A 22,015-nucleotide genomic window follows, 5' to 3' on the forward strand; every position below is an offset into this window, starting at 1 on the left:
CAGGTTGAGGAAAGTGAGCGGTTATAAACACCTGCCAGAACTGCGTGAGATCATGAAACGGGCTCTGGCGGGGAAGATAATGGTGAAAGCGGCGTGACGGTCATGCCGGGAGTTTCAACTAAAAAAGGGATTGACTCTGTTATTACACCTCAGGCAAACTTTATAGAACGATCGGCATCTGGGGATGGTATATATATCACCAAGCAAGACATTGTTATGTACATCGACTCAGCAGTCGCATTTTGGCGTGATTTTAGCGAAATGATTCAGCACGACCACAGCGTTTGAATCGGTGTCAATCTCTGTCATCCCGGAAGCCGTTTCGGCTATCCGGGATCAGGGCCTCGTCTTCCAACCAAGAAAAGTCCGGATGCCGGATCAAGTCCGGCATGACATGCGAGAAATCATCTCAGACTCACACCGCCCCATCCTCCGTCTGTATTCTCTTTATCCCCTTCGCAAGTCCCGTCGTGTCGTCTATCTCCAGGATCACAGCGTTCAACTGGCCGGGGCCGTGGGCTTCTTCGAACTTCTCCGGGAGTTTTTGAAGGAAACGTTTCAGAATGATGTCCACCCGCACGCCGATGATGGAGTGTGACGGGCCGGTCATCCCCACGTCGGATATATAGGCCGTGCCGCGGGGCAGAAGTTTTTCGTCGGCGGTCTGCACATGGGTGTGGGTGCCCAGCACGGCGGAAACCCGCCCGTCCAGATAATACCCCATCGCCATTTTCTCGGAGGTGGCCTCCGCGTGCATGTCCACGATGATAAGGTTCGTCTCTTTCCTCAGCTTCTCAAGCTCCTCGTCGGCCCGGCGGAACGGGCAGTCCAGCGCGTCCATATAGACCCGTCCCATCAGGTTTAATACGCCAAGTTTGGCGCCGCTTTTCGTGGTGAACACCGCCGATCCGCGCCCCGGGGCGGTGGGGGGATAGTTGGCCGGGCGAAGCACACGGCTGTCCATCTTCACGATGTCCAGCGCTTCTTTCTTGTCCCACACGTGGTTGCCGGTGGTCACCGCGTCCACCCCCGCCGAAAACACTTCCGGCAGGATTTCCCGGGTGAACCCGAACCCCCCAGCAAGATTCTCGGCGTTGGCTATGACGAAATCGGCCTTCGTCATAGCCGAAAGGTTTCCAAGGCTCGTTTTAAGGATGCGCCGTCCCACTTTGCCGAAGATGTCGCCGACTACAAGTATCTTCATCCGTTACCTGGCGAAGTCGGTCACGCGGGTCTCGCGGATCACGGTGACCCGTATTTCGCCCGGATACGCCAGCTCCGCCTCGATCTTCTTGGCGATGTCCTTGGCCAGGAAGAAAGCCTCGCTGTCCTTGATCGCGTCGGGCTTGACCACCACGCGCACTTCGCGCCCGGCCTGTATGGCGTATGTCCTGTCCACCCCGTTAAAGGAGTTGCCGATTTCCTCAAGCTTCTGCATCCGCTTGATATAGCTTTCCAGCATCTCGCGCCGCGCTCCGGGGCGGGATGCGGAAAGAGCGTCCGCGGCGGCCACCAGCACGGCGATCACCGATTCGGCCGGCACGTCCTCGTGATGGCTGGCTATGGCGTTTAGCACCACCTTCGGTTCGTTGTACCTTCTGGCCACGTCGGCTCCGATCTGGGTGTGCGTTCCTTCCATGTTGTGGTCGAGCGCCTTTCCAAGGTCGTGCAGCAAACCGGCGCGCTTGGCCAGCTTCACGTTTTGCCCAAGCTCGGCGGCCATGATCCCGGACAGATATCCGACCTCGATGGAATGGCGAAGCACGTTCTGCGAATAACTTGTGCGGTACTTCAGCCTTCCCAGTATCTTTATGATTTCCTGGTGGATGCCGTCCAGCCCCAGCTCGAAGACGGCCTTCTCCCCCTCTTCGCGCATCTGGTTGTTCACTTCCTTGGTCACTTTTTCGACGGTGTCCTCTATCCTTCCCGGATGGATGCGCCCGTCGTGGATAAGCCGGGCCAAAGACTGCCTGGCCACTTCCCTTTTAACCGGGTCAAAGCATGAAAGGATCACCGCGTTTGGAGTGTCGTCAATGATCAGGTCCACCCCGGTGGCCACTTCCAGCGCGCGGATGTTACGCCCTTCGCGGCCGATGATGCGCCCTTTCATTTCGTCGGAAGGCAGGTCCACCACCGAAACGGTGTTCTCCGCCACATAATCGGAGGAGTAGCGCTGGATCGCCTGGGCGATGATCTTGCTGGCCCTCTCCTGCCCTTCGGCCTTTGCCTGTTCCTCGATTTTCTTGATGATGACCGCCGATTCCAGCCGCGATTCCTCGGCGAACCGCTCCTTTAGCTCCACCTTGGCCTCGTCAACGGACATGGCGGCCACTTCCTGCAGTTTGGTTATCTGATCGTCAATGATGCGGTTATATTCCTGTTCCTTTTCCGACACCTTCTTTTCAATCTCGGACACACGCACTTCTTTTTTTGAAAGGTCGCGCTCCTGCCTGTCAACCTGCTCGATTTTCTTGTCCAGAATCTTTTCGCGGTTGAGAAGCCGCTTTTCAAGCGCTTCCATCTCTGTCTTGCGTTCGGTGATCTTGTGCTCGAACTCCACCTGGGACTTTAGCATGATCTCTTTTGCTTCCAGCTGGGCCTCTTTGTGGATGGTCTCAGCCTCTTTTTTGGCATGGGCCAGCGCCTGATTGGCCTCCGTCATCAACTCTTGGGACTTTTTCCCGCCGGACACCTGGCGGGCCATAAAGCCTGCGGCGAATGCGGCCGCGGCCGTCACGAGGATATAAACTGCAATTTCCATATATCCCGTCTCTCCTGTTAATAGGTAAATCAATACCGCCCGCGGGCTAAAAAAAGCCGGACGGACGAAGTTCTTCTACGGCAGGGCCGTCCTGAAGGTTGGCGGGGGATTATTAAGGCAGGGTGTGCCTAATTAACGCCTGTGAAACCGGGTGTCATACCCGATGCCAGGCGAAAGGCAGCGCGCAATCCGGGCGGGAAAAGGGACGAAACCGCGCCCCACGAGAACACCCGGAAAGAATGATAAGTCACCACCCCGTCCGTCCGCCTCAAAGGCGAACCAGGAAGGATGGCTGATTTGCGCGCTGAAGAAGGAAGGGGCGTGGACAAAGATAGGAGCGGCGCGCCGGTAAAAACCACGACGGCGGCCAAACAGAAAAATAGAATGTCCATCAACCCGGTCCCATTACCCTGCGATATATATACCCCGGCTTAACCCACAAGCCGACTCTGACCATAAACGAAAGAGGAACACCCCCGCACTACGCCGTTTGGCTGTACTTTTGAACCTGGTTTACCAGGTGGGCGCCTTCGAATCCACTTTCAGGCTTTCCGGCCCTCGCCACAAGGCGCAAACCGGATCTGCGCAACTCGCGGATCAAGAAAGCTCCCGTTTTTTGAGTGTTGGCTCAAAAATTCCAACCAAGATCGAACGCGGCAGGGGAATTCCCCATATCACATCGCTCCCCGCCGATCAGGAAAGCGTCTTTTCTCAATTGTTTATATATCATACTTTATGGCTCCGTACAATAGCAAAAGAGCCGGCCCGCGCTTTTTAACGGCGCGAACCGGCTCACATCATTCGCCTCCCGGGGAGAGAGGCTATAACTTGGATCTAGCCGTTCAAAGTGGTGGTTCTTGGAGACCGCCGTAAAGCGGCCTCAAGTTGGTGGTGGTGGTCAGTACAGTGGTGGTCTTGGTCCGGCTAAAAATCCAAGCAGATGCCAAACAAAAGTCCCTGGAAATGAAATATCTGCCCGCAACTTTCCCATCGCGGCCAGTTTTAAAGCGCCTATTGTCCACGCTTAAAGCCCTTTCATCACCAAAGATCAACTCTGCCGCAGGATTACTCCCGCAACGAATGACTTATTTAATACCGATGTCCAACTGCTTTTCTTCGTACCGCTTAAGAAGCTGCTCTATCGCCTCCCGGAAGAGGACAGCCTTGGTGACCTGAAGTTCCTTGGCCACCTGGTTGAGCTGGTCTATCTGCCGCTGATACAAATGAGTAGTCACCGGCACTTTCTTTTCGTGATCCGTAGCCTTGCTGGTCATTATTGCTATGTTAAATAGAGATAAATATAATCATTCCATTCAATTTATAAATATTTTGACAGAAAACGCCAAGTAGTCAAGCATTTTTTGAAAGATTATTTTAGACCCCCCTAATTTGTCCGCCAGGAGCTAAAAGCAAACTGCCTGTATGCCGTTGCGGCGTGCAATTATGCGATAATGTCCCGATGAAAAACGCTGTTGAGTCCAAGGCCGAAGCTGTCCGTGAGATGTTTTCCGCCATCGCGCACAGATATGATCTTTTAAACCACCTCCTTTCTTTCGGGATAGACATTCAATGGCGGAAAAAAACCGTGGAGTGTTTCGGCGGCTTTCATGGCGGAGAGTTTCTTGACCTGGCTTGCGGCACGGGGGACCTGTCCATAGCCATGGCCAATGGCGGGGATGGCTCCGCGAAGGTGACCGGCGGCGACTTCTCCGAAAACATGATTAAAATCGGGCGCGAAAAAGTGAAATCCCTCGGCCTTGACGGCAGGGTGAACCTTGAATTCGCCGATGCGCTCGATCTGTCATACCAGGACTGCAGGTTCGACGGCGTCACGTGCGCCTTTGGCGTCCGCAATTTCGCCGATCTGGACCGGGGCCTTGCCCAGATGGTCCGCGTCATCAAGCATGGAGGCAGGATCGCCATACTGGAATTCACCACGCCGGACAACAGGTTGTTCGCCGCCATATACAGGTTCTATTTCACGCGCGTACTCCCTTTCATCGGGGGGATTCTTTCCGGCAGGAAATCGGCGTATGAATACCTTCCCGACTCGGTATATAAATTCCCGGCCCCCGGTGAACTTTTGAAAAAGCTCGAAGCGCTCGGTATAGCCGAGGGCAAATTCATTCCGCTCACCTTCGGGATCTGCGGAATCTACACCGGGGTCAAGAAGTGACGGCGGAGCAGACAGGGGCCTTAAGGCAGGTCATAGAAGAGAAGCGGGCGGTGGTCCGCGCCGAGCATGAAAAGGGCGCCGATGGCGTCACCGTTTGCCAGTCGCTGGCCTCGATAGTGGACGAAGTTATCATCGGTCTGTTCGAAGCGGAAAAAGAAGGGTTCGACGGCGCCCTGGTGGCCCTGGGCGGATACGGCAGGGGGGTGATGAACCCCTTTTCGGACGTGGACCTTCTATTTCTCCTGCGCGACAGCCGGCCAAAAAGCGGATCGGCCAAGCCGCCTCATGGAATGCTGGCGCGGCTGTGGGACCTTGGGCTGAAGGTCGGGCATTCCGCCAGATCTGTGGCCGACACGATTTCCATGGGGCTGGCGGACATCATTTCCCGCACCTCCATGATCGAGTGCCGCTTTCTCGCCGGAGACCGGGACCTGTACGACGAGTTCAGGAAAAAGTACGCCCGCGACGTCATCCATTACCGTCCGCACGATTTTATCAAGGCGAAGATGGACGAGATGGCCAAGCGCCACGCCACATTCGGCCGGGCGGTGAAACTGACGGAGCCGAACATAAAAGAGAGCCGTGGCGGCCTGCGCGATTTCAACACCGCGCTGTGGGTCATACAGGCCAAGCTGGAGGTGAAGGGGATAGATGAACTCGCCTCCCGTGGACTGATGGACCGGGAAGAGGCCGCGCCGGTGAACGAAGCGTACTCCACTCTTTTACGGCTTCGCAATACGCTTCACTGGCGCTCCAATAAGGCAAGCGACACCCTTGTGCAGGCGTTGCAGCCGGACATAGCGCGGATGGAAGGATTTGAGGGATCGGACAACGTGGCGGCGGCGGCCCTCATGAAAAAGTATTTCAACGCCGCCACCGTGATTGACCGATTCACGGTGGAGATGCTGTCCGTCGCGGAAGAATACAAGCGCAAAAGGCTTTTCTGGGGCCCCCGGATACGCATAGACGCGGACGGGCTATTCGCCAGCGAAGGGAAACTGCATGTCAACGCGTTTCCGCCGGCCGAATACGGGCCGGACGGCGGCATACTATTAAAGATCGCCCGAAGATTGTCCGACGAAGGGCTGGAGCCGGCGCCAAACCTTGTGAGGGGGTTGAGAAAGCTTGCGCACACAGCCCCTGACGAGTGGTTCACCGGCCCCGCCGCCGGGGAATTGCTCGCGTCCATACTCAAACTTAAAAACGGCTCCGTCGCGCTGGGAGTTTTTCACGAAGCGGGGATTCTGATCCGGTTCATCCCGGAGTTTGCGGACATCACAGGGCTTTCGCAGTTTGACATGTTCCACAGGTTTTCAACCGACGAGCACACAATTAACGCCCTGCGCAAGTTCGAGGAAATCCCCGGCGTGGCCCCTGTGGCGCCGCAGATGAAGGAGATATACCGGGCCAAGCGCAATATCGAGATAACAAAGCTGGCCCTTCTGCTGCACGACCTTGGCAAAAGGGCGGAAGACCACCACGCCGTGGAGGACGACACCCGCAGCGAGCGGATATTGACAAGGTTGGGGCTGGAAAGGTTCGTCGAGCCGGTCCGGTTTCTGGTGAACCGCCATCTGCTGATGAGCGTCACCGCCCAGCGGCGCGATTTTTCCGTCCCGGCCACGTTGCGGCATTTCTGCAATGAAGTGGGGGACAGGATCGCGTTGCGAAGGCTGTATCTTCTCACATACGCCGACATCGCCGCCGTGGGGCCGGAAGTGTGGAACGACTGGAAGGACCAGCTTCTTAGCGAGCTTTATAACAGGGCGGAGAAATACTATATAGAAGGGGAGGCCATATTTCTTTCCGATGAAGAGCAGATTGCCGCCCTTACCAAGCTGGCGGCGGTGGAACTGGGCTCGGTCTCCATGGAAGGCTCCGTGCGCGAGTTCCTTTCCATGGCGCCGGAGCGGTATGTGAAAAACGCCGACCCGCAGATGGTGGCCATGGACATCCGCCAGGTGGACCGGCTCAAGACAAACCGGGTGGCGCTACGCTATGCCATGAATCCCGGGGACCAGTCCGGAAAGCTCACTTTGGCGGCCAAGGAGCGGATCGGATTTTTCTCTATTATCTCCGGAGCGTTCGCCGCAAAGAACATCAGCATCGTGGACGCCCAGATCCACACGCTGGCGGGGCATACCGCGCTGGATACCATTACCGTGGGGGGTAACCTGGGGATATTCTCCGATCCCCCTTCGCTCAAAAGGCTGGAGACGGAGCTTGGCGAACTTCTGGACGGCAAGAAGGACATCGAGGAACTTGTGGCCCGCCGCAAACGCTATGTCAAGCAGGAGGACCTGGCGGGGCAGGCGGTGGGGGAGCCGCAGGTGGAGATACTGAACCATCTGTCGGAGACAAACTCCGTTGTGGAGATATGGGCGCCCGACCGGATCGGGCTTTTGTACGACGTCACCCGCACCTTCGCCCATCGCAACCTGGACATCACATCGGCCAAGATAAGCACCGAAGGCCCCACGGCGATAAACGTTTTCTATGTGACCACCGCGGAGGGGAGCAAGCTGGAAAGCGTGGAGGAACAGCGCGCGCTGGAGGCGGCGCTCCTCCATGCGATTCAAAACCCGATGGGACAGGGGTGAGGGACTACTTCTTTCCCATCCTCTTCACCAGCGTCACTTCGTTCCCTTTATCGTTATAATAAACCTCGTCCATCAGGCGGCGAAGCAGCATAAGCCCCCGGCCGCCGGATGTGTGGCGGGTGGACTCATTTTCCGGCAACAGCCACTCGCTGGTATTGAATCCGTCGCCGTCGTCGCTTATCACATACTTCACCCCTTCGGGCGAAAGAACATATTTCACCCGCACCTTGCGGCCACGGTACGCTGGATTTTTCAGGCGTTTGCGGACCTCTTTTTTAAACTCGTCGCCGCTCATCTCCACTTTCTTGTGTGGGCTGATGGCCAGATTGCCGTGGTAAATGGCGTTTGCAACGGCCTCCGTGAGCGCGATTGCCACAAGCCTGGACTCAAGCTGCGAACATACGCCCGCCCGCGCCAGGTTTTCCACCAGCAGGTCCACAGCGGGGCCGATGGACGATTCTTCCGATGGGAAGACGAACACCCTCTCTTCTTTTTCAAGGCAGCAGTACATTTTGCGGGCCGTTATCTGGTCTTTGCGTGGGGCCAGGGCGATGTCCGCCGCATGGGCAACTTCTTCGGCGGTGAACGGTTCCAGCAAAAGGTCCGCCGCCCCGGCCCGCAGGGTCTTCACGGCGCCCACGCTTGTCACCTGCCCGGCCATGATGATGAAAATGGAATCAGGGAGAAGTTTTTTGCCTTCGGCCAGCAGGCTCAACCCGGCCGGTTCCTCTCCGATCCTGGCGATCACCAGGTCATAATACCCGGAGCGCATTTTCTCAAGCCCTTTTGCGGCCCGGGAGAACAGGGTGACGGAATGGCCGCGCTGGGCGAATACGCGTTTTAATTCATAGCGAAGGCCCGCGTTGCCTTCGATAATCAACACCTTCGTCTTTGAAACAACCATTTACCGCGCCGTTTCGTTGAACATGCTTCGTCTTAAGCGATTGTAAATCAAATAAGGTGGGTTTGTCATGTTCGCGTCCGCGCAATCTTGAGGACGCGACACTAAATCCAGGACAAGCCCGTGTCAGCCGCGGTATGGAGTGTTCATGTAAAATTCATCCTTGGGAAACATATCTGTGTTCACACTGGGTATCTGGTGCCGGCTTTTTTCGTCATAGATGTTCACGGGCGAGTTCTTGAGCATTATCAGCAACTCATTTATATTTACGCCTCCTTTTTCAAGATAGCCGCGGACGTCCCCTTGCTCAACGGCGCTTATCAACTTTGCCATGTCAAAACTCACAGGGTTCTTGCTCCCCACCATCAGATCGTATATTTGAACCACGTTTGGGAACACCGATATGAAAGTGTCCGCGCTTCTTTTGGTCGGCAGCCATTGGATGGCGATACCATCTTCGGTGAGCTTGTTTTTGATCTGCGTGAAATATTCCCTGGAAAACAGCATCCCGCTGTTCGCCTCGACCGGGACTATCGCATCGGTCTGTATTATGTCGTATTTGACATCGCTGGTGAACAGAGCCCTTCTCCCGTCACCAGTTTTGAAGTTATAGCGCGGATCGGAGAAAAGAAGACCGACCCCACGTCCATTTTCCATCGAGACGGATTTTCGAAGCACCCCGTAAACCGGGTTAACTATCTCAACAACGTCAATGATTTTCGTTTCAGGATTTAATCCCAGGGTATACGCTTGGGCGCCGGTCCCAAGGCCGATGACAAGAACTTTTTCAGGATCAGGATGAATCAGCGGGCCCATCACGCTATAAAATACATGATCGCTGGAAAAAGGGAGATATCCCTGGGATTTTCCGCCGGTATAAAGCGTGTTCCCGCCGCTCCGGTTCGGGCACAAGGCGCTTGCGCCGGTATGATCGGCCTCGACGAGGCAAGCCCCCTTGTCACTAGTGATAAGCACCGACCAGAAATCGCGCAAATTCGGGAAAGCCAGCGCCGCCGCTGCGATTCCCCCCATTACCAGCGCGCGCCTGGCCTTGATATATCTTCCGACCGGATGGAGCCATGACATATATATCAGCGACGCCATCAACAACAAGGCCAGCAGGCATATCATTTTGATGGCCGCGGGCGAGCCCCACAGCCAGAAGACCACCAGTCCGGCGCCGATGCTCCCGCAAGCGTTTCCCATTATATTGGACAGTTGCAAAATGCCGACCCTGTTTCCTATCAGGGAGCGGTCATTTTGCACGGCGCTTTGGACAATAGGGAAGGAAAGGCCCATTAGCGCCGCGGGCGGGAACACCACAATCAGGGTCATAATGGATATCACCGCAAGATTGACCGGCCGCAGGGCCATGCGTGTATTCTCGTTCAGGAAAATGAAAGCAGGATCATTATCGTATAGATAATAGATGCTTAGCATGCTGATAACGGCATACAGAGCCACTGCTCCCTGTATCTCGATGAAAAGGGACTTGGGCGTTTTTATTCCACCGACAATATACGCCCCGGCGATTATTCCAGCCGCGTCGCCAATAAGGAATATTCCAAGGATCAGGGAAAAGCCATAGGCCGAAGAATGGAACATGGCGCCAAGCATGCGAAGCCACACAACCTCCAGGGATATGGCGATAAATCCGGACAGGAAAAACAGGAAAATCCATTCACGGACCGCGGGAACCGTTTTGGTGATTGACCGCGTTTCCGCCGCCGCAACTTCACGGGCCTCGCCCGCGCTTGCAGGCACAAGCTTGAGGATGGAAATCGTCACCACCGCAAACCCGGAGGTCAGGTTGACAATTCCGGCTATCCAGATCGCCGCCTCATATCCGAAAGTGCCGATCAGATAAAATCCAGCGGCGAAAGCGCCAATGCCGGCCCCCAAAGTGTTCGCCCCATAAAGCCATCCTATCCTTGACGGGGCAGATTCCATGTCCCTCACGGCCGCTTTGGAAAGCAATGGCAGGGAAAGACCCATCATGAATGTGGGCGCAAGAAGGAGCGAGAACACGATCAGGAATATTATTGGATATGAACCGGAAAGCGAGACAATGCGCCCGAAAAGAAAATCATAAAATATGCTCTTGCTGGCAAAGCCGAATGCGGCAATGAGCGTTTCGCACATCGCAAACATCAGGAAAGCCGCTTTGTTTGACAGCCGATCGGAGAATTTTGAGGCCGCATAACTGCCAAGGCCAAGTCCAAGCAGGAACGATCCGACGATGATCGCGCTTGAAACGCTGTCCGATCCGCTGAACAGGCCGAGCATGCGCTGCCATGACACCTGGTAAACCAGGGCGCTGAAACCGGAAAGGGCGAAAGCCGCGTAAGTCACCGCCAGCAAGGACGATTCGCGGGTGGTTGGCGCGGCGTACACGGCGCCGCGGCGGACCGTCTTGAATGCGCACCACAGAAAATATGCCCATCCAATGGCGGTCAGCCCCCATTTCCATAAAGGTGTGGGCATGGTGAACCTGATTCTGTCTATCGCCACCCATGAGCCGGAAATGTTCTTTATTTTAATGTTTTCCGCGCCGCGCATAAGGGATGCGGGAATGGTGATGGTGGCCGAATCCGAGAACTGGTCGTATTTATACCAGGTGTCCTTTCCGGAACCGGGCTTTGTCTGAATGGTGGCAGCCAGCTCTTTGCCAGCGAAGATGGCCAATGTTGGCGGGGCGCTTTCATGGCTGTCCAGGAAATAAATTGCCATCACCGTTTCGCCGTCAAACGGCTTGGGAAGCACTATTTCGTTTTGATTCGAGCCAGCCCAAATGTCTTGAACCCCGGGCAACTGAATGGGGATGGCCGATGATTTGCCGTTGATGACCACGGCGTGGCGCCCTTTCCAGAAATCGCCGCGCATTTCCGGATCGGATTCGTACTCCACCCCCGCAACGCTATGCGAGAATATTCCCCACGTGAAAAAAGAGAGCGGGATGAGGATGAGAATTGCTTTTAATGCGACTTTGATCATTTGTTAAAAAGTTGTTCGAATTAGAGCGCCATTGCTTTCGCAGGACACTATACAAAATGAATATTGCGGGTTCAATGAATAAAAAGCCGCTTTCGATGGAATGATCATCAGCTTTTGCCGCCGCGATCCATTTTCTTCATCTTGTCCGCTATGGCCCCTTCCCTCCCCCCGGTGGAGGGTTTGTAATACCTTGTCCCCTTAAGCTCCTTGGGCAGATAATCCTGCTCCACATAATGGCCGGGGAAGTCGTGAGGGTATTTGTAACCCGCGCCGAATCCCATACCCTTGGCGGCCTTGTAATGAGTGTCCTTAAGATGGTCGGGCGCCGGATAGCTTTTGCCCTCTTTTTTTATGTCCGCCAATGCATGGTCTATGGCTCCGATGGCGGAGTTGCTTTTTGGGGCGGTGGCTATGTATATCACCGCGTGGGCCAGCGGGATGCGCCCCTCGGGCAAGCCAAGCCGGTCCACCGCGTCGGCGGCGGCTATGGCCAGCATCAACGCCACAGGGTCGGCCAGGCCCACATCCTCCGACGCGGTCACTATAAGCCGCCGGGCGATAAAGCGTGGATCCTCCCCTCCGGCGATCATTTTGGCGAGCCAGTATATGGCCGCGTCCGGGTCGGAGCCGCGAAGCGATTTCTGGAAGGCCGAGGCGTGGTCGAAATGCTCCTGCCCCTGCTTGTCGTACAGGATGGCGGTGTCCTTGGAAAGCTCGTCCACAAGTTCCGGGGTCACATTTCCGGAGGCGAAACTTGCCGCCTCCAGAAGGTTCAACGCGGCGCGGGCGTCACCCCCGGAGACTTCGGCGATCCTCTCCACAGCCTCGTCCGGCACGCTCAGGTTTTTGCCGCCAAGTCCCATGGTCTCATCGGCGAGGGCGCGCCGGATTATCCCGGCCACCTCCGGAAAGTCCAGCCTGCCCAGCCTGAATATCCTGCAACGGGAGCGCAACGCCGGGATCACCTCGAAGGCCGGATTTTCTGTGGTGGAGCCGATGACAATAATCTCCCCCGCCTCGACGTTCGGGAGAATGGCGTCCTGCTGGGCCTTGTTGAAACGATGGACCTCGTCTATGAAAAGGATGGTGCGCCTCTTGCGCTTGCCCCACTCATTCCTTGCCTTTGAAATGGCGTCCCGCAACTCCGCCACGCCAGCCGCCACGGCGGAAACTTCAATAAAAAGAAAGTCTTTCTCCCCCGCCACAAGTCTTGCAAGGGTGGTCTTGCCGGAACCGGGAGGCCCCCAGAAGATCATCGAAGGTATGTTTCCCCCTGCAATAAGGGCCCGCAAAGGTCTCCCCGCCCCGATCACATCTTCCTGCCCGGCGTACTCGTCCAGAGTTCGCGGCCTCATCCTGTCGGCAAGCGGTTTTGGGGGCGAAGGATGGGATGCCACCGGATGATTTAAGTTAAAAAGACCGTCGTCCATGATAAAATGTATCTTTATGAATCATATGAACAATATAATATTGCACTCTATAGCCGGAATTTCGTCGAATTCTAAACCCTTCCTTGACATGGCCGCCGCAATTCGGTGAAAATCATTCTGGTATTATGTTAGAAAAACCTTTCACGGTACAGGTGATATTTCACGCAAAAGCCCCCAACCTGAGGGGAGCCTTTTCCTTTCTCCGCCCAGCCGGACTTACAGGCCATCGCGGCTAGACATATTCGATGCACGAACTTGTAATAGACTCCTTTCCCCGTTTTCAGGAATTCGCCGGTGTCAACGACGCCAATCTGCGCAGGATCGAAAAACGTTTCAACGTGCAGGTCTTCGCTAGGGGTGACAAGGTGCGCATCCGCGGGGAGAACAAGGAAGACACCGAAAAGGTGGAAAACCTGCTGCTGCAGATGGTGGAGCTTTACGAGACCAACCAGGAGGTGAACAACGGGGCGCTCAAATTCGTTATCCACGCGTTCCATGACGATCCGGGGATCCGCGTAAAGGACATCTTCAGCGAGAAGATACACCTTTCCACGGGCAGGAAGGAGATCATCCCCCGATCCGTCACCCAGAAAGAGTATGTGTTCGCCATGAACCGGTTTGACATAGTGCTGGCCATAGGCCCGGCGGGGACCGGCAAGACATACCTTGCGATGGCGGCGGCGGTGTGCGACCTTCTGAAAAAGAGGGTGAGCCGGATAATCCTCACCCGGCCGGCGGTGGAGGCGGGGGAGCGGCTTGGGTTCCTGCCTGGCGACCTTTATGAAAAGATCAATCCATACCTGCGCCCCCTTCACGACGCTTTGTTCGACATGCTGGAGGCGGAGCGGGTGAACAGGATGATCGAGCAGGGGATGATAGAGATAGCCCCTTTGGCGTACATGCGCGGCAGGACGCTCAACGACGCTTTTATAATCCTCGACGAGGCGCAAAACTCCACGCCGGAGCAGATGAAGATGTTCCTCACCCGGCTGGGGCTGTCGTCCAAAGCGGTGATAACGGGGGATGTGACGCAGATTGACCTGCCGGTGTCGGCGCAGTCGGGGCTGGTGCACGCGAAGACCGTATTGAAGGACGTGCAGGGGATACGGTTCATCCATTTCACGGACAAGGACGTGGTGCGCCACGAGCTTGTGAAAAAGATACTGAAGGCCTACGACGAGCACGGCGGAGGCAGACGCACCGCCGAAGGGGCGCCGCGGGAATGAAAGGAACCATTAGATGAGCCCTAGCGGTAAAATAATAAACATCGACGCTTTCAAGAAGAAGGAAAGCGGAGTAAAGCAGCCTCCCTCACGGATGGAAACTTCCCGATGGAAGTCCATGCTAAAGAGGAAGGGGGTATTCGCGGCCATATTGGCCGTTATGTCCGCTGTCGCCATCTCCCTTCTCATGGCCCCGGGCCGGCGCGCGTCCATAACCATACCTCCGGTCAACTCCATCGCCCAATACAACATCAAGGCGCCGGAGGACATGCTCATCGAGGACAAGGAGTCCACCGAGAAAAACCGCCGGCAGGCCGGCGAGACCACGATGGACGTCTATGATTTTGACGGCGCGGCGGAGAAGAACGTGGCCAACCGCGTCAAAGGCGCGTTCGACTTTATGGCCGCTTCATACTCCGCCAGGCTCGGGCAGGCGTACCAGGACGCCATGGCGATGGTGGAAGTTTACGACGAGTATGGCCGGCTGGCGGCGGACCGGAAGAAGATGGGGAGCGCCACGAGGGACAAGCGCTATGCGGACGCCAGGTCCGCCATGGCAAGGTTTGAGCAAGAGGCGGACTTTGCGCGGCTGGAAAAAGAGTTCGCCGAAAAACTGGGAGTGGAGCTTGACCACAAGGAATTGGAAATAGCGCGCCAGTACCACTATTGGCCGATGATCGGGAACGAGATCGCGGCTTTGGCCGGTCCATCTCTTGCCAAGGGGATAGTGGCCCGGAAAGGGCAGATGCCCATTTCATCAGTCAAGGGGATCACCTTGCGTGACACCTCTTCGGGCTCGGAGCGCACCATGCATAACTTTGACGACATTTACGACATGCCGGGCGCCATCAAACGCATACGCGACGACGCGGGCGCCAGGCCCGTGGCCGGCCGTCCGGCCATGCGTAAAATGGCGGCCCACTTGGCCCAGAAACTAATCCAGCCGAACGTCAATTTCAACATGAAGGAGACGGACCTGCGCCGTGACCTTGCCGCAAGCGAGGCCAAGCCTGTGTATTACAGGCTGCAGCGCGGCGAGATGATAGTGCGGGAAGGGGAGCGCGTCACGCAGAACCATGTGGACAAGCTTGCGGCGGTGGCGGGAAGCCAGGAGTCGCGCGGGAGGTTCAAGGCGTTCTTCGGCCTTTTGATGGTAAACCTGCTGCTTATGACCATGTCCGCCTTTTTCCTCAAGAAATTCCACGAGGACATAGCCGGTTACCCCAGGTTGCAGGTGATGATGGCGGCGCTTATCGCCTCGCACCTGGCAATTTTGTGGGTGTCGTCGCAGGTGTTCACAATGTTCCTGCCCCAGACCCCGAGGATAGACCTTTCCACCTACATGCTGGCGGCTCCTTTGGCCTTCGGCCCGATGATAGTCTCCATTTATTTCACCTCCGAGCTGACGGTGCTTTTCTCGGTGGCGGCGGCGGCTTTCACTTTGATCATGTTCCGCGGGATGCCAACGCTGGCGCTGCTAACCATCGCGGGGGGGCTTGTGTGCGCCCACCAGGTGAGGGGATACAGCAGGCGCGCCTCGGTGCTCAAGGCGGGGCTTGTGGTGGCGATGGTCAATTTCATCATCGTGCTGGCCATAGACATGACGGGCCAGCGGCTTAGCCTGGACGACAGGCTGGCCGACCTTGTGTTCGCCGTGGCGGGCGGGGCTATGGCCTCGCTGCTGGTCTCAGGCGGGCTGCCGGTGATAGAGAGCGTTTTCCCGGTGGTCTCCGACATCAAGCTTCTGGAGATAGCGAACCTGAACCATCCGCTTTTGCGAAGGATGATCCTGGAGGCGCCGGGCACATACCATCATTGCATGATGGTGGGCAACCTGGCGGAGGAGGCATGCAAGACCATCGGGGCCAACGCGCTGCTTGCCAGGGCGGGAGCCCTTTTCCACGACATCGGCAAGATGAAGATGCCGGAATACTTCGTCGAAAACCAGCGGGACGGGGTGAATCCCCACGACAAGCTCACGCCATACATGAGCACCCTTATCGTGACCAACCACATAAAGGAAGGGATGGAGCTGGCGCGCCAGAACAGGCTTTTGCCACAGGTGGCGGCCATGATACCGGAGCACCACGGCACGCAGCTTGTCCGCTATTTCTACGCCAAGGCCAAGGAGGCAGAGGACAGCACGCGCGACCAGGTGAAGGAAGTTGACTTCCGGTATCCCGGGCCGATACCAAGCTCCAAGGAGTCCGCCATAGTCGCCCTGGCCGACAGCATCGAAGCGGCCGCCCGCGCCTGCGCGGAGCCGACGCCGGGGACGCTAAAGTCCATCGTCACCGAAGTGATAAACGACAAGTTCATCCAAGGACAGTTGGACAACAGCCATCTAACGCTAAAGGACCTGGCCGAAATCGCCCACAGCTTCGTCCACGTCCTCGCCGCCATCCATCACCACCGGATACGATATCCGGAGATGCCGGTGGAGCGGGACAGGAGGCAGGCCAATGCGGACACGGATTCTCCGGCGATCGAAAAAGGGGCCTGACGCCCGCGCCTTAAGGGGGGCGGCGGCTGTGATCCTTGAAAGCCTTGAGCTGGGAAATACCGAGCTTAGCGTCCTTGTCACAGGAGACAAGGAGATGTGGGGGCTCAACCTGCGATACAGGGGGAAAGACAAGCCGACGGACGTGCTTTCATTCTCCCAGACGGAAGGTGAATTCGGCGATATCGAGCCGGGGGTCCTGGGTGACGTGGTGATATCCGTGGACACGGCGCAAAGGCAGGCCGATGAAAAGGGGCACTCCCTGCAAAGGGAGATGGACATACTTTTAATCCACGGAATCCTCCATCTGGCCGGCTACGACCACGAGAAGGGAAGATCGGAAGCCGCAAAGATGAAGGCGAAGGAAAAGCAGTTGCTTGCGGCGCTGGAAAAAAAAGCTGTATAGGGGCGTATATTGTCATTATGGAAAAAATCAAAGGGGTAATTTTATGAAAATAAAGAAAATGCCGGCCTTTTTGTTAAACAGAGGGCTATTGGCCATTGCCATCATGTCCATCGCCGCCACCGGCGCATGGGCCGATTCCGCGCCATCCCCGGACGGGGCTCTTATGCTTCTCAAGGAAGGTAACGACCGGTATGTTTCCGGCAAAAGCACCCATCCCCGGCAGGACGCCGCCAGAAGGGGAGAAGTGGCCAAGGGGCAGAATCCCTTCGCCGTAATTCTCTCCTGCTCCGATTCGCGCGAGCCGGTGGAGCTGATTTTCGACCAGGGTATCGGTGACCTGTTCATCGTCCGCATCGCGGGCAACGTGGCGGACACCGACGAGATAGGCTCCATCGAGTATGGCGCGGGGCATTTGAAATCGCCGCTGGTGGTGGTGCTGGGCCACACCAAATGCGGGGCGGTGACGGCGGTGGTCAAAGGCGAAAAAGTTCACGGCTCCATCCCGAAGCTTGTGGACAACATAATCCCGGCGGCGAAAAAGGCGAAAGCCGCCAAGCTGGACGCCAAGAGCACGGATGAAGTGGTGGCAGAGGCGATCAAGACCAACGTGTTCCAGTCCATCGAGGACCTTTTGAAAAAGAGCGGTGAGGTGGCCGAGCTTATGAAAAAGGGGGAGCTTAAGGTGATAGGCGCTGTCTATGACATCGAGAGCGGAAAAATCGAATGGCTCGGCCCGCATCCGGAACAGGCCAGGTTTTTGACACAGGGGCGCAAGGAGAGCGGCAAAGGCCACGCGGAGCATTAATCAAGGATTTTGAAAATGGCGGCCCTTTGCGATGGGCCGCCTTTTTTTATTTGGGGAACACAGCGCTTGGTAAAATGTATAATTGAAAAAACGGTATGAGCGAAGAAAAACCACTTTGGGCGCCATGGCGCATCGAGTACATCCTGGGCGAGAAGCCGCAGGGGTGCGTTTTCTGCCAGATGCCCAAGGACAACGACGACAAGGGCCACCGCATCCTCCATCGCGGCAATACCTGCTACCTTATCCTGAACATATATCCATATAACAACGGGCACCTGATGATCGTCCCTTTCCGCCATATGTGCGACTATACGGGGCTGACGGACGAGGAACTGGCCGAATCGGCGGAACTGACCAGGCTTGGGATGCAGATATTGAACGAGGCGATGAAACCGGACGGATTCAACGTCGGCATAAACCAGGGGAAGGCGGCCGGAGCGGGGATAGACGAGCATCTGCATATCCACATAGTGCCGCGCTGGAACGGGGACAACAATTTCATGCCGGTCATCGGCCAGACCAAGGTGATCCCCCAGCACCTGACCGAGACATATGGCATCCTCGCCGCCGCGCTCCGGCGCAAATGAGGCAGTTGTAAAATGTCCATCCAGACGCCGATGATGCGCCAGTACATGGCGATGAAAAAGGAGCATCCGGACGCCATCCTGTTTTTCCGCATGGGCGATTTCTATGAGATGTTCGGGGAGGACGCCGTGGTGGCTTCCAAGGCCATGAATATAGCCCTCACCTCGCGGGACAAGGGGGCGGAGAACCAGACCCCCATGTGCGGCGTGCCGTTCCACGCCGTGGAGACATACCTTGCCCGGATGATAAAGCAGGGATTCAAGGTGGCCATCTGCGAGCAGATGGAGGACCCGAAGCTTGCCAAGGGAATCGTCAAACGCGAAGTGATACGGGTGGTCACCCCCGGCGCGGTGGTTGAGCCATCCATGCTCGACGACCGTTCCCACAATTTCCTCGCCGCCGTGGCGCCCTCGAAACGGGGATTCGGGCTGGCGGCGGCGGATCTTTCCACCGGGCTTTTGCGGGTGTGCGAGTTTGCCGGGGAAGCGGCGCTGGCCGATTTTTTGAACGAACTCGACCGCATCGAGCCGCGCCAGATAATCGTGCCGGACAATCTGGACGAGGCGCATCCTCCGCTGTTCAAGGCCCTTTCCGCATACGGCAAAACGCTGGACAAGGTTGACGGGTGGATATTCGGATACGAGACCGCGCGCCAGTCGCTGCTTGAACAGCTAAAGGTATTGAGCCTCGACGGTTTTGGGCTGGAGGGGATGGACCTTGCCATAATGGCTGGCGGCGCGGCGGCGCATTACCTGCGGGACACTCAGAAAGGCGCCGTCAAAAGCATCAACCGCGTTGTGATCCACAATCCAACCGGTTTGATGACCCTGGACCCGGCCACGCGGCGGAATCTGGAACTGACAAAAAACCTGATGGACGGCGGCAGGAGCGGATCGTTGTTGGGATTGCTGGACGACACGATGACCCCTATGGGGGGGCGCATACTCAAGGAGTGGATACTAAAGCCGCTACTGTCCGTCGAGGCGATACGCGAACGGCACGCCACTGTGCGCCGGTTTTTCAGCGACACGGCGCTGGCCGATTCCGCCCGCTTCGCGCTCTCCGGCATGGGCGATCTGGAAAGAACGGCGGGGCGCGTCGCCCTGCCGATATGTTCACCGCGAGACCTTCTGGCGCTGGGCCAGTCGCTGGCAAAACTTCCGGCGCTGCGGGAGGCGGTGTGGCGGGTGGACACCGCAATTGGAGACGCCTGGCGGGCGCTGTGGGACGACGTTGCCGACCTGCGCGATCTTTTAGAACGGGCCATGTCGCCCGACGCTCCGGCGGCGGCGCGGGACGGCGGGTTCATCAAGCACGGTTATAACGAAAGGCTGGACGACCTTAAGTCAATTCAGACCGATTCGCGGCGGACGCTTTTGAAACTCGAGGAGGAGGAAAAAGCGCGCTCCGGCATCGCGAATGTGAAAATAAAATACAACAAGGTGTTCGGGTATTTCATCGAGGCGCCGCGCAGGCTGGCCGACAACGTTCCATCAGACTGGATGCGAAAACAGTCCGTCTCCAACGCGGAGCGGTTCATATCGCCGAAGCTTAAGGAACTTGAGGACGCGATATTGAACGCGGAGGAGCGGGCGCTATCGCTGGAGCTGGAGCTTTTCGAGGACCTGAAAGCCAGGACCGTGGAGCAGATCCACCGGGCGCAGACAATGGCGGCCGTGGCGGGGGAAGTGGACACTCTGGCGGCGCTGGGGCATGTGGCCAGGCGGAACGGATACACCGAGCCGGAGGTGGACGACGCGGACATAATAGAGATCAAGGACGGCCGCCACCCCATACTGGAGCGGGCGGGGCTGGACGAGCGGTTCGTGCCAAACGACGCATTGCTCGACCGTGGCGATAACAGGCTTTCGATAATCACCGGGCCGAACATGGCCGGCAAATCAACGTTCATCCGGCAGGCGGCGCTCATATGCCTGATGGGGCAGATGGGCTCGTTCGTCCCGGCGGCGTCGGCGAAGATCGGCGTGTGCGACAGGATATTCACCAGGGTCGGCGCGCAGGACCATCTGCAACGGGGGCAGTCCACCTTCATGGTGGAGATGAATGAGACTGCGATGATATTGAACGGGGCGACGGCAAGGAGCCTTATCGTGCTCGACGAAATCGGGCGCGGCACATCCACGTTCGACGGCATATCAATCGCCTGGGCCGTGGCGGAGTATATACACAATGTGGGCGCACGCACCCTTTTCGCCACCCATTACCACGAACTTTCGGAACTGGCGGACTCGCTTTCCGGGGTCAGGAATTTGAGCGTGGCGGTGCGGGAATGGAACGATGAGATTATTTTTCTGCGCAAGATAATCGAGGGAGGGGCGGACAAAAGTTACGGCATCCAGGTGGCGCGCCTTGCGGGCCTTCCAAAGGAAGTGATCCAGCGCGCAGGTGAGATATTGACCCAGCTTGAAGCCAACGAGATTGACGCGAGCGGCCATCCGAAATTGAAGGCGAAGGAAGCCGAAGGAGGGCCGCTGTATCAGCTGAGCATGTTCGCCCCCGCCGCAAGCGAGGTGGAAGAAGAGCTGAAGAAACTGGACGTGAACGCCATGACCCCCATCGAGGCGCTCACGAAACTGGCGGAGTTGAAGAAGAAGGCGGGGGGATGAAATGATTTGCCATTAAGAGACCTGCATAAAGAATTTAATAGGTGGATGGCCAAGAAATTGTGCCAGAACCGGGCTTCCTGAACAGCGGACATTGTATTCATTTTGCAGGCCTCAATAAATGATTGATTTGTACATTAAAAAAGAGTTGAAAGTAAATATAATAATGCTATATATATAGCGACTATATGGCCTTATTAGAATGGCATATCCTGAGCGGGAGATTTTCATGGATGAGCTTCAAAACTTTAAACGCTGGATTAAGCTATTAACCGATTCGTCGATTTTAATAGACGATAGTGAGGCTAGTATATTGGCAGGTATTCTTAAAGAAAAATGGGACACGCGGATTGACTTTAATGAATTCAATGAGCTTTTGTTATTATGCAACAAAGATAGAGTTAGCAAAGGCTTTTTCGAGTTATTTTTTAGCGAAATACCCAAAGTGGAGGAAACTAAAATTTCTAATATTCCCCTAGGTATTGAATCATTTCGCAAGTATGCAATGATTGGTTTTGGAAATTTTAAATATGCATACCGGACGCTTTCAAGACTAGAAAAGCAAGAAATCCAAAATCATATTTTTCTAAAAAAATGGTTCGTACAAACAAGCGAAAGGATTAGTTGTTTTAAAAGCCGCCCCAATAGAATTGCAGATATTGAAAAAATAGAAAAAGACAACACTTTTCTTACGGGTTATCTTTCGTCGACGAATATGAAGCACGATATTAGTTGTCATGAAACTCTAAATAATGCAATTAGTAATGCGATCGATTGTGACAATTTGATTGAAATTCTTGCAACAAAGCTTGATGCCACACAAGCGCACGACGAAAAAGCCATTATCTCAAGTTCCATGGCTAAGGTAAGGAGTCAATCCCTTTTTTAGTTGAAACTCCCGGCATGACCGTCACGCCGCTTTCACCATTATCTTCCCCGCCAGAGCCCGTTTCATGATCTCACGCAGTTCTGGCAGGTGTTTATAACCGCTCACTTTCCTCAACCTGGGC

Annotated in this window: 15 protein-coding genes and 1 other RNA gene; 9 read left to right on the forward strand and 7 right to left on the reverse strand. The window is 56.1% G+C overall.

The features are described from left to right. Positions 1-415: 415 nt before the first annotated feature. The 4 genes from HZB29_14120 to HZB29_14135 form a co-directional block, all read right to left on the reverse strand. Positions 416-1,204 carry a TIGR00282 family metallophosphoesterase gene (locus HZB29_14120; GenBank protein MBI5816734.1) on the reverse strand — a complete coding sequence of 263 codons (789 nt, stop codon included), beginning with the start codon at positions 1,202-1,204 and terminating at the stop codon, positions 416-418. Between the two features lie 3 nt (positions 1,205-1,207). Further along, on the reverse strand, positions 1,208-2,761 hold the full coding sequence (gene rny, locus HZB29_14125; protein MBI5816735.1) for a ribonuclease Y: 1,554 nt from the start codon (positions 2,759-2,761) through the stop codon (positions 1,208-1,210). A 469-nt stretch (positions 2,762-3,230) separates the two neighbouring features. After that, positions 3,231-3,427, reverse strand: a non-coding RNA gene (ssrS, locus tag HZB29_14130) — 6S RNA. A gap of 419 nt (positions 3,428-3,846) precedes the next feature. Next, positions 3,847-4,035 carry a ribbon-helix-helix domain-containing protein gene (locus HZB29_14135; GenBank protein ID MBI5816736.1) on the reverse strand — a complete coding sequence of 63 codons (189 nt, stop codon included), beginning with the start codon at positions 4,033-4,035 and terminating at the stop codon, positions 3,847-3,849. Between the two features lie 185 nt (positions 4,036-4,220). On the opposite strand from HZB29_14135, the gene ubiE reads away from it, so the two are divergent. Beyond that, positions 4,221-4,937, forward strand: a complete 717-nt coding sequence (gene ubiE / locus HZB29_14140; protein ID MBI5816737.1) for a bifunctional demethylmenaquinone methyltransferase/2-methoxy-6-polyprenyl-1,4-benzoquinol methylase UbiE — start codon at positions 4,221-4,223, stop codon at positions 4,935-4,937. Further along, positions 4,934-7,537, forward strand: a complete 2,604-nt coding sequence (gene glnD, locus HZB29_14145; protein MBI5816738.1) for a [protein-PII] uridylyltransferase — start codon at positions 4,934-4,936, stop codon at positions 7,535-7,537. The genes ubiE and glnD overlap by 4 nt, the downstream gene beginning before the upstream one ends. A gap of 4 nt (positions 7,538-7,541) precedes the next feature. Here the strand turns inward: glnD and HZB29_14150 are convergent, their stop codons facing one another. The 3 genes from HZB29_14150 to HZB29_14160 form a co-directional block, all read right to left on the reverse strand. Beyond that, a complete protein-coding gene (locus HZB29_14150; GenBank protein ID MBI5816739.1) occupies positions 7,542-8,441 on the reverse strand; it encodes an ATP-binding protein in 900 nt (299 codons plus the stop codon). A 123-nt stretch (positions 8,442-8,564) separates the two neighbouring features. After that, positions 8,565-11,432, reverse strand: a complete 2,868-nt coding sequence (locus HZB29_14155; protein MBI5816740.1) for a hypothetical protein — start codon at positions 11,430-11,432, stop codon at positions 8,565-8,567. 107 nt (positions 11,433-11,539) lie between these two features. Continuing rightward, complete coding sequence (locus HZB29_14160; GenBank protein ID MBI5816741.1) at positions 11,540-12,862, reverse strand: replication-associated recombination protein A; 1,323 nt, start codon at positions 12,860-12,862, stop codon at positions 11,540-11,542. A gap of 245 nt (positions 12,863-13,107) precedes the next feature. Here HZB29_14160 and HZB29_14165 point away from each other — a divergent pair, with 245 nt between their 5' ends. The 7 genes from HZB29_14165 (at position 13,108) to HZB29_14195 (ending at position 21,894) form a co-directional block, all read left to right on the forward strand. Next, positions 13,108-14,088, forward strand: a complete 981-nt coding sequence (locus HZB29_14165; protein MBI5816742.1) for a PhoH family protein — start codon at positions 13,108-13,110, stop codon at positions 14,086-14,088. Positions 14,089-14,101: 13 nt separating this feature from the next. Further along, positions 14,102-16,588, forward strand: a complete 2,487-nt coding sequence (locus HZB29_14170; protein MBI5816743.1) for an HDIG domain-containing protein — start codon at positions 14,102-14,104, stop codon at positions 16,586-16,588. Beyond that, the gene (gene ybeY / locus HZB29_14175; protein ID MBI5816744.1) at positions 16,548-16,991 is read left to right on the forward strand and encodes an rRNA maturation RNase YbeY; all 444 of its coding nucleotides are present in this window, start codon (positions 16,548-16,550) and stop codon (positions 16,989-16,991) included. The genes HZB29_14170 and ybeY overlap by 41 nt, the downstream gene beginning before the upstream one ends. Positions 16,992-17,049: 58 nt before the next feature. Then, a complete protein-coding gene (locus HZB29_14180; protein ID MBI5816745.1) occupies positions 17,050-17,796 on the forward strand; it encodes a carbonic anhydrase in 747 nt (248 codons plus the stop codon). Positions 17,797-17,891: 95 nt separating this feature from the next. After that, positions 17,892-18,383: an HIT domain-containing protein gene (locus HZB29_14185; GenBank protein MBI5816746.1), complete on the forward strand. Its 492-nt coding sequence runs from the start codon at positions 17,892-17,894 to the stop codon at positions 18,381-18,383. Between the two features lie 12 nt (positions 18,384-18,395). Beyond that, entirely contained in the window at positions 18,396-21,008 is a 2,613-nt protein-coding gene (gene mutS / locus HZB29_14190; GenBank protein MBI5816747.1) for a DNA mismatch repair protein MutS, read from the forward strand. 226 nt (positions 21,009-21,234) lie between these two features. Then, positions 21,235-21,894: a hypothetical protein gene (locus tag HZB29_14195; protein MBI5816748.1), complete on the forward strand. Its 660-nt coding sequence runs from the start codon at positions 21,235-21,237 to the stop codon at positions 21,892-21,894. Positions 21,895-22,015 lie beyond the last annotated feature (121 nt).

The sequence above is a fragment of the Nitrospinota bacterium genome (genome assembly GCA_016235255.1).
GTDB lineage: Bacteria > Nitrospinota_A > UBA7883 > UBA7883 > JACRLM01 > JACRLM01.

Coding starts and splice junctions, on each gene's coding strand:
- HZB29_14120 (MBI5816734.1), bottom strand. CDS start 1,204: ATGAAGATACTTGTAGTCGGCGACATCTTCGGCAAAGTGGGACGGCGC.
- rny (MBI5816735.1), bottom strand. CDS start 2,761: ATGGAAATTGCAGTTTATATCCTCGTGACGGCCGCGGCCGCATTCGCC.
- HZB29_14135 (MBI5816736.1), bottom strand. CDS start 4,035: ATGACCAGCAAGGCTACGGATCACGAAAAGAAAGTGCCGGTGACTACT.
- ubiE (MBI5816737.1), top strand. CDS start 4,221: ATGAAAAACGCTGTTGAGTCCAAGGCCGAAGCTGTCCGTGAGATGTTT.
- HZB29_14150 (MBI5816739.1), bottom strand. CDS start 8,441: ATGGTTGTTTCAAAGACGAAGGTGTTGATTATCGAAGGCAACGCGGGC.
- HZB29_14155 (MBI5816740.1), bottom strand. CDS start 11,432: ATGATCAAAGTCGCATTAAAAGCAATTCTCATCCTCATCCCGCTCTCT.
- HZB29_14160 (MBI5816741.1), bottom strand. CDS start 12,862: ATGGACGACGGTCTTTTTAACTTAAATCATCCGGTGGCATCCCATCCT.
- HZB29_14165 (MBI5816742.1), top strand. CDS start 13,108: ATGCACGAACTTGTAATAGACTCCTTTCCCCGTTTTCAGGAATTCGCC.
- HZB29_14170 (MBI5816743.1), top strand. CDS start 14,102: ATGAGCCCTAGCGGTAAAATAATAAACATCGACGCTTTCAAGAAGAAG.
- ybeY (MBI5816744.1), top strand. CDS start 16,548: ATGCGGACACGGATTCTCCGGCGATCGAAAAAGGGGCCTGACGCCCGC.
- HZB29_14180 (MBI5816745.1), top strand. CDS start 17,050: ATGCCGGCCTTTTTGTTAAACAGAGGGCTATTGGCCATTGCCATCATG.
- HZB29_14185 (MBI5816746.1), top strand. CDS start 17,892: ATGAGCGAAGAAAAACCACTTTGGGCGCCATGGCGCATCGAGTACATC.
- mutS (MBI5816747.1), top strand. CDS start 18,396: ATGTCCATCCAGACGCCGATGATGCGCCAGTACATGGCGATGAAAAAG.
- HZB29_14195 (MBI5816748.1), top strand. CDS start 21,235: ATGGATGAGCTTCAAAACTTTAAACGCTGGATTAAGCTATTAACCGAT.